Annotated in this window: 9 protein-coding genes; 3 read left to right on the forward strand and 6 right to left on the reverse strand. The window is 73.8% G+C overall.

Annotated features, from left to right (window positions below):
* Positions 1-113: 113 nt before the first annotated feature.
* The 3 genes from SLAV_RS15400 to SLAV_RS15410 all read right to left on the reverse strand — a co-directional run bounded on the left by SLAV_RS15400 (position 114) and on the right by SLAV_RS15410 (position 7,490).
* Positions 114-2,831, reverse strand: coding sequence for a serine/threonine kinase C-terminal domain-containing protein (locus tag SLAV_RS15400; RefSeq protein ID WP_030230797.1), 2,718 nt, complete (start codon positions 2,829-2,831; stop codon positions 114-116).
* A 117-nt stretch (positions 2,832-2,948) separates the two neighbouring features.
* Positions 2,949-5,633 (reverse strand): serine/threonine-protein kinase, encoded by a 2,685-nt coding sequence (locus SLAV_RS15405; RefSeq protein ID WP_030230795.1) that lies wholly within the window; start codon positions 5,631-5,633, stop codon positions 2,949-2,951.
* A 150-nt stretch (positions 5,634-5,783) separates the two neighbouring features.
* Positions 5,784-7,490 carry a glycerol-3-phosphate dehydrogenase/oxidase gene (locus SLAV_RS15410; RefSeq protein WP_030230793.1) on the reverse strand — a complete coding sequence of 569 codons (1,707 nt, stop codon included), beginning with the start codon at positions 7,488-7,490 and terminating at the stop codon, positions 5,784-5,786.
* Between the two features lie 276 nt (positions 7,491-7,766).
* Here SLAV_RS15410 and SLAV_RS15415 point away from each other — a divergent pair, with 276 nt between their 5' ends.
* On the forward strand, positions 7,767-8,996 hold the full coding sequence (locus SLAV_RS15415) for a nucleotide sugar dehydrogenase (RefSeq protein ID WP_030230792.1): 1,230 nt from the start codon (positions 7,767-7,769) through the stop codon (positions 8,994-8,996).
* Positions 8,997-9,135: 139 nt separating this feature from the next.
* Complete coding sequence (locus tag SLAV_RS15420; RefSeq protein ID WP_037687450.1) at positions 9,136-9,603, forward strand: hypothetical protein; 468 nt, start codon at positions 9,136-9,138, stop codon at positions 9,601-9,603.
* Positions 9,604-9,628: 25 nt separating this feature from the next.
* Here SLAV_RS15420 and SLAV_RS15425 read toward each other — a convergent pair whose 3' ends face one another.
* On the reverse strand, positions 9,629-10,042 hold the full coding sequence (locus SLAV_RS15425) for a DUF4345 domain-containing protein (RefSeq protein ID WP_078950359.1): 414 nt from the start codon (positions 10,040-10,042) through the stop codon (positions 9,629-9,631).
* Positions 10,043-10,125: 83 nt separating this feature from the next.
* Between SLAV_RS15425 and SLAV_RS15430 the strand changes: the two genes are divergently transcribed.
* Entirely contained in the window at positions 10,126-10,734 is a 609-nt protein-coding gene (locus SLAV_RS15430) for a TetR/AcrR family transcriptional regulator (protein WP_030230776.1), read from the forward strand.
* A gap of 85 nt (positions 10,735-10,819) precedes the next feature.
* Here SLAV_RS15430 and SLAV_RS15435 read toward each other — a convergent pair whose 3' ends face one another.
* Positions 10,820-11,944 (reverse strand): GuaB3 family IMP dehydrogenase-related protein, encoded by a 1,125-nt coding sequence (locus SLAV_RS15435; RefSeq protein WP_030230774.1) that lies wholly within the window; start codon positions 11,942-11,944, stop codon positions 10,820-10,822.
* Positions 11,945-12,092: 148 nt separating this feature from the next.
* Positions 12,093-13,592 (reverse strand): IMP dehydrogenase, encoded by a 1,500-nt coding sequence (guaB, locus tag SLAV_RS15440; RefSeq protein WP_030230771.1) that lies wholly within the window; start codon positions 13,590-13,592, stop codon positions 12,093-12,095.
* Positions 13,593-13,614: the final 22 nt, after the last annotated feature.

Raw genomic sequence — 13,614 nt, forward strand, 5'->3', positions numbered from 1 at the left:
AATTCCCGCCGCTCTGTACTCTCCGGGCCAGATTACGGAGCCCGCGGGCGCTGCCGGAACCGCGCGGGGCCGGTGAGACAGCACTGTGACGCAATCGCCGTACTGACATCCAGTCAGCCGCCCGCCTGGTAACTCGCCGTGGCCTTCTCGAAGACGTCGGTGACCTTGTCCTCCTCGTCCTTGGGTCCGGTCACCATGACGACGTGGTAGCTCCCGCCGAGGGCGACGACGAAGTTGCGCGCCAGGACGGACCGGCCCGTCGAATCGATCCAGGTGTAGCGGCCGGTGACGCGCAACTGACCGGCGACCGTGGTGCTCTTGACGTCCCCCGACTCCGCCCAGGTGGAGTTGCGGTACGGCGACAGCTCCGGCTCCTTGTCCTGCTGGTAGGCCTTCGGGTCCGGGTTGCCCTCGACCCGGTCCCGGCCGGGGACCACGACCAGGGTGAACGCGCCCTGCGTGTAGCGCACCTGGCCGGCCTCGTTGATGCTCCGGCGGGTCCAGCCCCGGGGGACGGCGACCGTGAAGTGCTCCGGGTCCCGCTCCAGGGTGTAGCCCTCGGGGGCGTTCGCCTGCGGGGTGGCGCCGGGGGTCCCGCCGGGGGTCGCGGAGGGGCCGCGGCTCGGGGTCCCCGCGCCCGGGGCGGAGCCGGACGGGCTCGGGCCGGCCGGGCTCTGCGCGGCGGTGGGCTGCTGGGCCTGCCGGCCGCCGGGGTCGGCGGAACGCGGCATGAACAGCAGCGCGTAGGCGACGGCGGCGGCCATCAGGGCCAGTACGCCGACCAGCAGGGTCCGGCCGAGGGAGCGGGGCCCGCGCGGGGCGGCGGGGTTGCGGTGGCGGCCGTGCAGGTCGCCGCGGCGGCGGACGACGGGCAGCCGGGCGGGGTCGGGCTCCGGCGCGGGCAGCAGCACGGCCTGGTCCCCGTCGGGCTCCGGCGCGGAGCGCACGAGGGAGCGCAGCCAGCCGCGCAGCTCCTCGAAGTCGGGGCGTTCGGTGGGGTCCTGGCGCAGCAGCGACTCCACGACGGGGCGCAGCGGGCCGCACTCCTCGGCGAAGGCGGGCGGCTCCGCGCAGACCATCTCGACCAGTTCGGCGACGCTGTCCTCGGGGTACGGGGCGTGCCCCTGGACCGCGCGGTAGAGCAGGGAGCCGAGGGCCCACAGGTCGGTGGCCGGGCCGACGGGCGCGGCCAGCTGCCAGTGCCCGTGGACGGGCCCGGCCTGCTCGGGCGCCCAGCGCTCGGTGACGGGGCCGATGACGGCCATCCGCGTCTGCCGGGCCCGCTCGGCGTCCAGCCCGGTACGCGGCCCCCCACCCCAACCGCCGCCGACTCCCCCGGCCGGAACGGCCCGGGGCCGCTCCGGTACGTCCTGCGACCGCTCCGCGGCGACCGGGGGTGCCCCCGGCTCGCCCGGCCCCCGGCCCGGCGCGGCCGGAGGCGAGCCGGGGAAAACCTGCGGGCGGTCCGGGGCGGCGCCCGGCGCGGGGGGAGCGTCGGCCTGGCGGTAGCCCTGCGGGAGGGCGAGCCGGGCGGGCAGCGCGGACGGCGCCCCGGCCTCCCCACCCCGCCGCCCGGACCACGGCTCCGCCTCCGGCGGGTACGACTCGGCCGACTCCCGCCGGTCGGTCTCCTGCGCGTCCGGCTCCTGACGGTACGACTCCTGGCGGTACGGCTCCTGACGGTACGATTCCTCCGCGTACCCACCCTCTCCTTCCGGAACCTGCCGGTACGACGCCGACGCGTCCGGGCCCTGCCGGTACGGCTCCTGGCGGTCGGGCCCCTGCGTGGGCGGGGCCTCTGCTGCCGGCTCCGGGTTCGGGTCGTGTTCCGCGGGGCGGCGGGGGGTGGCGCCGTGCCAGGGGGACGGGGTGGTGGTGTCCGGGCCGCCGTACGGGTACGCGTACTCCTGCGGCAGGTTGGCCCCGGTCGGCGGCAGTTGCGGCACCACCACCGGCCCGCGCTCGCCCCGGTCCCGCGCCACCTTGGCGGCAGCGGCCCGGCTCCCGGCCCGGTAGGCCGCGACGGTTCCGGCCCGGGCGGCGGCTTCCGCGGCGGCCGGGTCCTCCGGGGGGTGTGCGGGCTCCGGGGGACGTGCGGGCTCCGGGACGATGTGGTCGGAGTAGCGCGGCCCGGTGTCGTACCCCGGCGCCACGAGGGGCGCGTACACCGGCTCCTCGGCCGGGGGACCGGGGGCCGGCGGGGCTTCGCCCCCTCCGGTGCCGGGACCCGCTTCCCCGCCCGGTTCGGGCCCGGGCCCGGGCTCGGGCTCCGGCACCGGGTCGTACCCGCACAGGGCCTCCTCGGCCGCCCCCGCCGCGAGCCCGGTCAGGACGACCCGCCCGTCCTCGCATATCAGCACGGTCCGGACGGTGATGTTGCGGTGCGTCCAGCCGTGGGCGTGCAGCACGCGCAGCGCGGTCAGTACGTCGGAGGCCACCTCCGCCGCCCGGTAGGGGCTCAGCGGTTCATCGGCGATCAGCGCGGCGAGCGGCCTGGCGGGGACGAGTTCGCTCACTATCCACAGCGACTCCCCCTCCGCGAACACGTCGAAGACCTGGTCCAGCCGGGGGTGGTCCGGTACGGAGGCGGCGGCCTGGGCGGCGGCGATCGCCCTGCGCACCGCGGGGAGTTCCCCGGCCGCTCCCGCCCGGGCGGGGGTCCCGTCGAGCAGCTCCGCGTCGACGACCTCGGGCAACGGCACCTGGCGCACGAGGACTTCCTGACCGCTGCGCGTGTCGAAGGCGCGGGTCTCTATCAGCTCGTACTCGTCGGAGGGCGGCAGCGGCAGGCGGTAGCGCTCGGCCAGGATCCGGCCCGCGTACTCCTCCACATCGCCTCCCCCGAGTGCGGGGGCACCTCCCGGCGGCAGCCGACGAGGGGTCCCCCGTGGCCCCGTTGAACACGATACGTCGCCCGGGGCGCCCGCGTCCCGGGCTTGCGAGGCCCGTCAGCCCAACGACTGGAAGGTCTGGAACGCCGTGTTGCGCAGCTGCGTGCATTCCGGGCCGTCCCACTGGTCGGCAGCGCAGGTGATCATGATCGCGTAGCCGTGCTTCGCGTCCATCCGGAAGCCCCGGTCGAGGACCCGGACCTTGACGCCCTTCTGCTCCCGCTCGAACTCCCAGTCGGCGACGGTCGGATAGCCCCGGTACTCGACGGATTCCAGGCGGACGAGGTGGTAGCCCTTGCTGCTGCCGGCCACGCCGGGGGCTATCTCCAGCCAGGCGGCGCGGGCGTCGGAGCCCGGGCTGTCGGTGTAGTCGACCTGGATGCGCGGGAACCCGCCGTCTCGGCTGTAGATGGCACCGGAGTCCTGGCCCGCGGTGTCGGTCTGGTGGAAGCCCTCGGGCATCCCCATCGAGAAGTGGTAGCGGAGGTCCGTCACCGTGCTGAACCCGGCGGGGAGGGCGCCGCCGGGGTTGCCCGGGCTGGCGCCCTGGCCCTGGCTGCTCTGTCCCTGGCCGGCGTCCTGGCCCTGGCCCTGCCCCTGGGACTGCCCCTGGCCGGGGTCTCCGCCCGGGGCGCCGCCGGACGCGGCCGGGCTCGGGCCGGCGGACGGCGAGGAACCGGCCGAGGCGGCCGGGGAGGCCGCGGGCGGGGTGGCGGGGGCCTGGCCGCCGGGGGACTTGGCCCCGGACGCGACGGGGGTGGGCCCGCCCTTGCCCTCGTTCTTGCGGCCGGAGTCCTTGTCGCCGCCGCTGACGAGGTAGCCGATCAGCGTGCCGAGCACGGCCAGGACGACGACCACGCCGGCTATCGCGAGCACGATGGTGCGGCGCGACATCACGTCGGTGAGCGGCGCCTTCACCGGTGCGGGCCTGGCCGGAGGGGCCGCGGCAGCGGCGGCGGCCGCCTTGCGGGCCGACTTCAGGGCGGCGCGGGTGCGTTCGCGCTGTTCGCGGTCCCGCCGCTCGCGTTCCTTCTTCGCCGCCTTCTCGGCGGCCTTCTCCGCCTCGGCGTCCGCCTTGGTGAGGGATATCGCCCGGGTCTCCTCCACCGGCGGGGCCGGCTCGGGGACCGGTTCGGGCTCGGGGTCGGGGGCGTTGAGCACCGCCGTGAGCATCGCCCTGGCACCGTCGTCGTCCAGCCGCCCGGCCGGGTCCTTGACCAGCAGCCCGTAGATGATCTCGGTCAGCGGACCGGCGTTCTTCGGCGGGTCCACCGGCTCGGTCATCACGGCGGTGAGGGTGGCGAGCGCGGAGCCCTTGTCGTACGGGGGCACGCCTTCCACGGCCGCGTACAGGAGTCCGCCGAGGGACCACATGTCGGCGGGCGGGCCGGGCTTCTGTCCGCGGGCGCGTTCGGGGGAGATGTAGGAGGGGGCGCCGACGAGCATGCCGGTGGAGGTGATCGAGGGGTCTCCCTCGACCTGCGCGATGCCGAAGTCGGTGAGGACGACGCGGCCGCTCGCGGCGATGAGCACGTTGGACGGCTTCACGTCGCGGTGCAGGATGCCCTGGCCGTGGGCGGCCCGGAGCACGTCGAGGACCGCGAGGCCGACCTCGGCGGCGCGGCGCGGGGTCAGGGGCCCGTTCTCCCGGACGAACTCGGCGAGGGAGGCGCCCTCGACGAGCTCCATGACGATCCAGGGGCGGCCGTCCTCGTCGACGACGTCGAAGACGGTGACGGCGCCCTCGCTGCGGATCCGCGCGATGGCCTTGGCCTCGCGGAGGGTGCGGGTGATGAGGCGGCGCTTCTCGTCCTCGTCGACGCCGGTGCTGAAGCGGAGTTCCTTGACGGCGACGGTGCGTCCGAGGACTTCGTCCTCGGCCCGCCACACGGTGCCCATGCCGCCCTTGCCGAGGACGGCCCCGAGCCGGTACCGGCGGGCGAGCAGCCGCCCCCGGTCCTTGCCGTCGTCGGCCGAACCGCCGTCAGCGTCCTTGCCGACGGCCTCCGCCGCGGAACCGGACTTGACGGGCGAGGCCTTGCCCTCCGTCACCCCACCACGGCCGGACCCGGCCTTCGCGCCGTCACCCTTCCCGTCCGCCGATCGGGGCTTCGAGTCGTCAACGACCTCGCCCGACGGGCGTGAAGCGGCGCGCACGGACGGGTCCGCCCCCTCGTCGGCAGCGTCTGCCGCAGCAGCAGGCTTCGGGCCCGCCGAGCCGGCCCCGGCGTCATCGGCCGAGGCGTCGGCCGACCCGGGCTTCGAGTCCTCGGCGGCCCCGCCCGACGGGCGCGCGGCGGCGGGCTTCACGGCTGCCGAGCCGGACCCGGCGTCACCTGCCGAGCCGTCGGCCGACCCGGACTTCGAACCGTCAGCGGTCGTGCCCGACCCACCGGAAGCGGAACGCGCCCCCGGCTTCGTGCCCGCCGAGCCGGACCCGGCGTCAGCGGCGGACCCGGACTTCGAGTCGTCAGCGGCCCCGCCCGACCCACCGGAAGCGGAACGCGCCCCAGGCTTCGCGGCTGCCGAGCCGTCACGGCCGGGAGCGGACCCGGCGTCAGCGGCGGAGGCGTCGGCCGGCCCGGACTCCGGGTTGGCATCGGCGGCATCCGCCGCGGCAGCGGAGCGCGCCTTCGGCACCCTCACGGGCCCGGACGCGGTCGCCGCGTCACCGTCCAGCTCCGCCGCAGGCGACCCGGCTGGCGCCCCGGCAGGCGATTCGGTGTGCTCCGGCTTCGACATGCGTCCCCTCTGCGTTCGTGCAGCCTGCCCCGGCTGCCCCGGCAGCCGCCGGGGGGCACGGTAACCCACCCCGGCAGAAACCTCATTGTTGCTCACTCCGCATCGGACGGAAGCCCCGGGTCCGACGGTTCCCCCCGCCGCATCGCGGAGTTACAACGGAACGATGTCCGGCGCCCCCAGCCGCGCCGCGTCCGCCGTCTGGTCGTCCGGCTGGCGCTGGGATTCGCGCTCCGCCTGGACCCTCTTCTCGTAGTGCTCGACCTCCTTCTCGATCTGCTGCTTGTCCCACCCCAGAACCGGAGCCATCAATTCCGCACACTCGCGGGCCGATCGGGTCCCCCGGTCGAAGGTCTCGATCGAGATCCGGGTCCGCCGCGTCAGGACGTCGTCCAGGTGCCGGGCCCCCTCGTGCGAGGCGGCGTAGACGACCTCGGCCCGCAGGTAGTCGTCCGCCCCGGTCAGCGCCTCGCCCAGGCTCGGGTCGGCCGCGATCAGTTCGAGGATCTCCTCCGTCAGGGATCCGTACCGGTTCAACAGGTGCTCCACCCGCACCACATGGAGCCCCGTACGCGCCGCCGTCCGCGCGCGGGCGTTCCACAGGGCCCGGTACCCCTCGGCCCCCACCAGCGGCACGTCCTCCGTGACGCACTCCGCCACCCGCCGGTCGAGCCCGTGCACCGCCTCGTCGACCGCGTCCTTGGCCATCACCCGGTACGTCGTGTACTTGCCGCCGGCCACCACCACCAGTCCCGGCACGGGATGGGCCACGGTGTGCTCGCGCGAGAGCTTGCTCGTCGCGTCCGACTCCCCGGCCAGCAGCGGCCGCAGGCCCGCGTAGACCCCCTGGACGTCGTCCCGGGTCAGCGGCACCGCCAGCACCGAGTTCACGTGTTCCAGCAGGTAGTCGATGTCCGCGCTCGAAGCGGCCGGGTGGGCCTTGTCCAGGTCCCAGTCGGTGTCGGTGGTGCCCACGATCCAGTGGCGGCCCCACGGGATGACGAACAGCACCGACTTCTCCGTCCGCAGGATCAGCCCGGTGCTCGAATGGATGCGGTCCTTCGGGACGACCAGGTGGATCCCCTTCGACGCCCGGACGTGGAACATCCCGCGCTCGCCGATGAGCGCCTGGGTGTCGTCGGTCCACACCCCGGTCGCGTTGACCACCTGCTGGGCGCGGATCTCGTACTCCCCGCCGCCCTCCACGTCCTGGACCCGGGCGCCCACCACCCGTTCGCCCTCGCGCAGGAAGCCGACCACCCTCGCCCGGTTGGCGCAGTGCGCCCCGTACGCGGCGGACGTCCGCACGAGGGTGGCGACGTAGCGCGCGTCGTCCATCTGGGCGTCGTAGTACTGCAGGGCGCCCACGAGCGCGTCCTTGCGCAGGGCCGGGGCGATCCGCAGCGCCCTGCGGCGCGAGAGGTGCCGGTGGGTGGGCAGGCCGCGCCCGTGCCCGCTGGAGAAGGACATGGCGTCGTAGAGGGCCACGCCCGAACCGGCGTAGAAACGCTCCCAGGCCTTGTGCTGGAGCGGGTACAGGAACGGCACCGGCTTCACCAGGTGCGGGGCGAGGCGCTCCAGCAGCAGGCCGCGCTCCTTCAGCGCCTCGCGCACGAGCGCGAAGTCGAGCATCTCCAGGTACCTGAGCCCGCCGTGAATGAGCTTGCTCGACCGGCTCGACGTGCCGGACGCCCAGTCCCTGGCCTCCACCAGACCCGTCGACAGGCCCCGGGTGACCGCGTCCAGCGCCGTGCCGGCGCCGACCACCCCCGCACCGACGACCAGCACGTCCAGTTCCCGCTCGGCCATCCGGGCGAGCGCCTCCGCGCGCTGCGCCGGTCCCAGTGTCGCTGTCCTCACGGCTGCCTCCCGTTGGTGCGGGCCGAACCCGCTCGATGCGGGTGATCCCGCTCACATCTCCCGTTTCACGATTCTGACCGGCCGCACCGACATCAGCCACCGGCTGTGGACAACACAACGGTAGCCACCGCCCCGCAATGCGACATATCTGTCATATATACGCCTAGTGTGACATTGCGCCAGCTCCCGGCAGCCTCCGGACCCGTCCGGAGGCCCCGCTCCCGGGACGCGCGCGCACCGCCCCCTCATGCCAGGGAAGGGAAGGGACGGCCCCCCATGCCCGCAGATCTCGCCGTCATCGGACTCGGCCACCTCGGCCTCCCCCTCGCCCAGGCGGCCGTCGCCGCCGGGATCGAGACCATCGGCTACGACAGCGGCCCCACCACGGACAGCACCCTCAGCGCAGCCGAGATCCGCCGCATGTCGGCGGCCGGCTTCCGGGTGACCACCAACGCCACCGACCTCGGCCGGGTCCGCACCGCCGTCGTCTGCGCCCCCACCCAGCTCGGCGCCGACCGGGCGCTGGACCTCTCCGCCGTCGGCGAGGCGGGCCGCACGCTCGCCGCCCGGCTGCGCCCGCACACCACGGTGATCCTCGAATCCGCCGTCCATCCGGGCGTCACCGAGGACTACCTGCGCCCCATCCTGGAGAGCGGCTCCGGACTGCGCGCCGGGCGCGACTTCCACCTGGCCTACTCCCCCTCCCGCCACGACCCCGGCAACCGCACCCACGGCATCGCCAACACCCCCAAGGTCATCGGCGGCCTCACCCCCGCCTGCACCGAATCCGCGCACGCCTTCTACGCCCGCCTCACCGAGAAGGTGGTGCGCGCCCGCGGGCTGCGCGAGGCCGAGACGGTCCAGCTCCTGGAGACCAACTACCGGCACGTGAACATCGCGCTCATGAACGAGATGGCGGTCCTCTGCCACGACCTCGGCGTGGACCTCTGGGACGTCGTCCGGTGCGCCGAGACCAAGCCGTACGGGTTCCAGGCCTTCCGCCCCGGCCCGGGCGTCGGCGGCCACGGCGTCCCCCTCGACCCCAACTACCTCCCGCACACCACCCGCACCCCCGGACACCCGCTGCGCATGGTCGGCCTGGCGCAGGAGATCAACAACCGGATGCCGCAATACGTCATCCAGCGCTCGGCCACCCTGCTGAACGAGCACGGAAAATCCGCCCGCGGCGCCCGCGTCCTGCTGCTCGGCGTCACCTACAAGCAGGACCTCGCCGACCAGGAGGGCTCCCCGGCCCGCGAGATCGCCAGCCGGCTCCTCGACCTCGGGGCCCTGGTCAGCTACCACGACCCGTACATCACGGGCTGGCGGGTGCGCGACCGGCCCGTGCCGCGTGCCGATTCGCTCTACGAGGCCGCCGCCAACGCCGACCTGACGATCCTGCTCCAGCACCACCGCACGTACGACCTCCAGGGGCTCGCGGTGAAGGCCCAGCTGCTCCTCGACACCCGGGGCGCCAGCCCGGCCGGCGCCGCCCACCGCCTCTGACACCGGCCCCGTCCGGTGCCCGGAAATCCCCCGTCGGATGTCGTCGCCCCCTGCTAGCCTGCGGCGTCACTTATCCCGCACTTACGACCGACCGACGTACGTGCGTGCGTGTTTCCCGAATCCCTGGGGGGGATTTCCGATGAGCCAGAGCCACCAGCCACCCGCGCCCTCGTTCTACGCCGAGGCCCCGGCACCCGTGCCCGCCTCCGACAGCCCCGGCCTCGGCGTCCTCGCCGCCGTCGCCGCGGCGGTCGTGGCCGCCGGCGTCTACGGCTGGATCATCAGCGCCACCGATCACCAGATCGGCTGGGCGGCCGTCGGCGTCGGCGCCCTGGTCGGCCTCGCCGCGGGCAAGGCCGGCGGCCGCAGCCCCGCCCTGCCGCCCGTCGCCGCACTGCTCGCGCTGGCCGCCGTCTTCGCCGGCCAGCTGTTCGGCATCGTCCTGATCTTCGCCGACAAGCTCCAGGTCAGTGTCTTCGACATCCTGGGCCAGGGCGCCTCCCCCCTCCTGGAGGTCTGGAAGGGCGCGGCGGACCCGCTGACGTTCCTCTTCCTCGCCCTCGGCGGGTACGCCGCGTTCCAGACCTCCCGCAAGACCGCCTCCTAGCGCCTCCCAGGCCGTCCGGACGCCGTCAGAGGCGGGCCGCTCCGGCGGCCCGCCTCTCGTCCGCGTCGGCCAGCCAGAAGTACAGCGGCGGCAGGCCGAGCTCCAGCGCCGCCAGCGGGATCTGGAACCAGTGCGGCCATCCGTGGACCGCGACCGACAGCACCCGCCCCACGCCGCCGAGCAGGAAGACGGCCGACAGCCACCGGACGGCCCGCGCCGGGACGGGCGTACGGCGGGCGGTCTCGATCCAGGCCAGCCCGAACCCGACGAAGACCGCGTTGTAGAAGCGCTCCCGGCTGTCCACGGTCGCCGTCGCCGGGCCCGCCCCCTCCGCGCCGGGCACCGAGACGATGCCCAGCACCAGGTGGTAGAGCCCGATCGCCACGCAGGCCACGCCCATGGCCCAGGCGAGCCCCTTCAGAAGTCCGTGCCTGCTCACGACCCCACCCCGCTTAGTAGACACACGTCAACTTGGAGCGGAGCGTAGGAGCGTAGTAGACACGCGTCAAGTAACGTGGACGGATGACCACGCGCCGCCGCCTCTCCCCCGAAGACCGCCGCGCCCAGCTGCGCGCCGTCGGGGCAGCCCTCTTCGCCGCCAAGCCGTACGAGGACGTGCTCATGGAGGAGGTCGCCGAGCGTGCCGGGGTCTCCCGCGCCCTGCTCTACCGCTACTTCCCCGGCAAGCGGGAGCTGTTCGCCGCCGTCTACCGGGAGGCCTCGGACCGCCTCCTGTCCGCGACCGCGCTCGACCCGGACGTCCCCGCGTCCACCTGGCTCCGGGCCGGACTCGACACGCACATCGACTACTTCGCCGCGAACCGCAACACCGTCCTGGCCGCCAACCGCACGCTCGCCGGCGACCCGGTGGTGCAGGCGATCATCGACGACGAACTGGCCGGCCTGCGCGCCCACCTGCTGGCCGTCACCGCCCCCGCCGAGGAGCAGTACCCCATGGTCTCGGCCGTGGTGACGAGCTGGCTGGTGTTCGTCCGCGCGCTGTGCGTGGACTGGCTCCTCGACGGCTCCTACTCCCGCACCGCGCTGGCCGACATCTGCGTCGGCGCCCTCACCGGCGCCCTCGCGACCGTCCCGGGGCTGCGTCCGCTGCCCGCCGCGGCGGAGCACTGACCGGACGTAGTACGCCGGAGGGCCGGTACCCCACATCGGGGTACCGGCCCTCCGGCGTACGCACGGAAGCGACCCGGAAACCGGGTCAGCGGCGGTGCTGCGAGTCCGCGACCGTGACCTCGACCCGCTGGAACTCCTTGAGCTCGCTGTAGCCCGTGGTGGCCATCGAGCGGCGCAGCGCGCCGAAGATGTTCATCGAACCGTCCGGGCTGTGCGACGGGCCGGTGAGGATCTCCTCGGTGGTGCCGACCGTGCCGAGGTCGACCTTCTTGCCGCGCGGCACGTCCTCGTGGACGGCCTCCATGCCCCAGTGGTTGCCCTTGCCGGGCGCGTCGGTGGCACGGGCCAGCGGGGAGCCCATCATCACGGCGTCCGCGCCGCAGGCGACGGCCTTCGGGATGTCGCCGGACCAGCCCACGCCGCCGTCGGCGATGACGTGCACGTACCGGCCGCCGGACTCGTCCATGTAGTCGCGGCGGGCCGCGGCCACGTCCGCGACGGCGGTGGCCATCGGGACCTGGATGCCGAGCACGTTGCGGGTGGTGTGCGCGGCGCCGCCGCCGAAGCCGACCAGCACGCCCGCCGCGCCGGTGCGCATCAGGTGCAGGGCCGCGGTGTACGTGGCGCAGCCGCCGACGATCACCGGCACGTCGAGCTCGTAGATGAACTGCTTGAGGTTCAGCGGCTCGGCGGCGCCGGAGACGTGCTCCGCCGACACGGTGGTGCCGCGGATGACGAAGATGTCCACGCCCGCGTCCACGACGGCCTTGGAGAACTCGGCGGTGCGCTGCGGGGAGAGCGCGGCGGCGGTGACGACACCGGAGTCGCGGACCTCCTTGATGCGCTGCCGGATCAGGTCCGCCTGGATCGGGGCGGAGTAGATCTCCTGGAGACGGCGGGTCGCGGTCTCCTCGTCGAGCTCCGCGATCTCGTCGAGCAGCGGCTGCGGGTCCTCGTAACGGGTCCACAGGCCTTCGAGGTTCAGCACGCCGAGGCCGCCGAGCTCACCGATGCGGATCGCGGTCTGCGGGGAGACCACCGAGTCCATGGGGGCGGCCAGGAAGGGGAGCTCGAAGCGGTACGCGTCGATCTGCCAGGCGATCGAGACCTCCTTCGGGTCCCGCGTACGCCGGCTGGGGACGATGGCGATGTCGTCGAAGGCGTACGCCCGGCGGCCGCGCTTGCCGCGCCCGATCTCGATCTCAGTCACGTGTGGTGGCCTTTCCTCTGGGTCTGCCCGTCCAGTATCCCCGACGGGCGGGGCCTTGCGTTTCGGTGACCGCTGTACGGACGTACGCGCACACGGCGAAGGGGCGGACCCGGCACTTCCGCCGGGTCCGCCCCTCACCTCACGCGCTTCAGCCCTTGCGGCTGTAGTTCGGCGCCTCCACCGTCATCTGGATGTCGTGCGGGTGGCTCTCCTTGAGGCCCGCCGAGGTGATCCGGACGAAGCGGCCCCGGTCCTGGAGCTCGGGGACGGTGCGGCCGCCGACGTAGAACATCGACTGGCGCAGGCCGCCGACGAGCTGGTGCACGACCGCGGAGAGCGGGCCGCGGTAGGGCACCTGGCCCTCGATGCCCTCGGGGATCAGCTTGTCGTCGCCGCCGACGCCCTCCTGGAAGTAGCGGTCCTTGGAGAAGGACTTCTGCTCCCCGCGGGACTGCATCGCGCCGAGCGAGCCCATGCCGCGGTACGACTTGAACTGCTTGCCGTTGATGAAGAGCAGCTCGCCCGGGGACTCCTCGCAGCCCGCGAGCAGCGAGCCGAGCATCACCGTGTCGGCACCCGCGACCAGGGCCTTGGCGATGTCGCCGGAGTACTGCAGGCCGCCGTCGCCGATGACCGGGACGCCCGCGGCCTTGGCGGCCAGCGAGGCCTCGTAGATCGCGGTGACCTGCGGGACGCCGATGCCGGCGACGACGCGGGTGGTGCAGATGGAACCGGGGCCGACGCCGACCTTGATGCCGTCGCAGCCGGCGTCGATCAGCGCCTGGGCGCCGTCGCGGGTGGCGACGTTGCCGCCGATGACGTCCACGCCGGAGTTCGACTTGATCTTGGCGACCATGTCGCCGACCAGGCGGGAGTGGCCGTGGGCGGTGTCGACGACGATGAAGTCGGCGCCCGCCTCGATCAGGGCCTGGGCGCGCTCGTACGCGTCGCCCGCGACGCCGACGGCCGCGCCGACGAGCAGCCGGCCGTCCTTGTCCTTGGCGGCGTTCGGGTACTTCTCCGCCTTGACGAAGTCCTTGACCGTGATCAGGCCCTTGAGGATGCCCGCCTCGTCGACCAGCGGAAGCTTCTCGATCTTGTGGCGGCGCAGCAGCTCCATGGCGTCCACGCCGGAGATGCCGACCTTGCCCGTGACCAGCGGCATCGGGGTCATGACCTCGCGCACCTGGCGGCTGCGGTCCGACTCGAAGGCCATGTCGCGGTTGGTGACGATGCCCAGGAGCTTGCCGGCCGGGTCGGTCACCGGGACGCCGGAGATGCGGAACTTCGCGCACAGCTCGTCGGCCTCGCGCAGCGTCGCGTCCGGGTGCACCGTGATCGGGTCGGTGACCATGCCGGACTCGGAGCGCTTGACCAGGTCGACCTGGTTGGCCTGGTCGACGATGGAGAGGTTGCGGTGCAGCACGCCGACGCCGCCCTGGCGGGCCATCGCGATGGCCATGCGGGCCTCGGTGACCTTGTCCATGGCGGCGGACAGCAGCGGAACGTTCACGCGGACGTTGCGCGAGATGAGGGAAGAGGTGTCGATCGCGTCAGGCGACATGTCCGACGCGCCCGGCAGCAGCAGCACGTCGTCGTAGGTCAGTCCGAGCGTGGCGAATTTGTCGGGCACTCCGTCGGCGGTCATGACACCTTCCCAAATGGTCTTG

The sequence above is a fragment of the Streptomyces lavendulae subsp. lavendulae genome (assembly GCF_002803845.1).
GTDB classification, from domain to species: domain Bacteria; phylum Actinomycetota; class Actinomycetes; order Streptomycetales; family Streptomycetaceae; genus Streptomyces; species Streptomyces lavendulae.

What these genes read in the sequence shown, in the direction of transcription:
- SLAV_RS15420 (WP_037687450.1), top strand. Translation starts at nt 9,136, where the DNA reads ATGAGCCAGAGCCACCAGCCACCCGCGCCCTCGTTCTACGCCGAGGCC.
- guaB (WP_030230771.1), bottom strand. Translation starts at nt 13,592, where the DNA reads ATGACCGCCGACGGAGTGCCCGACAAATTCGCCACGCTCGGACTGACC.
- SLAV_RS15405 (WP_030230795.1), bottom strand. Translation starts at nt 5,633, where the DNA reads ATGTCGAAGCCGGAGCACACCGAATCGCCTGCCGGGGCGCCAGCCGGG.
- SLAV_RS15415 (WP_030230792.1), top strand. Translation starts at nt 7,767, where the DNA reads ATGCCCGCAGATCTCGCCGTCATCGGACTCGGCCACCTCGGCCTCCCC.
- SLAV_RS15430 (WP_030230776.1), top strand. Translation starts at nt 10,126, where the DNA reads ATGACCACGCGCCGCCGCCTCTCCCCCGAAGACCGCCGCGCCCAGCTG.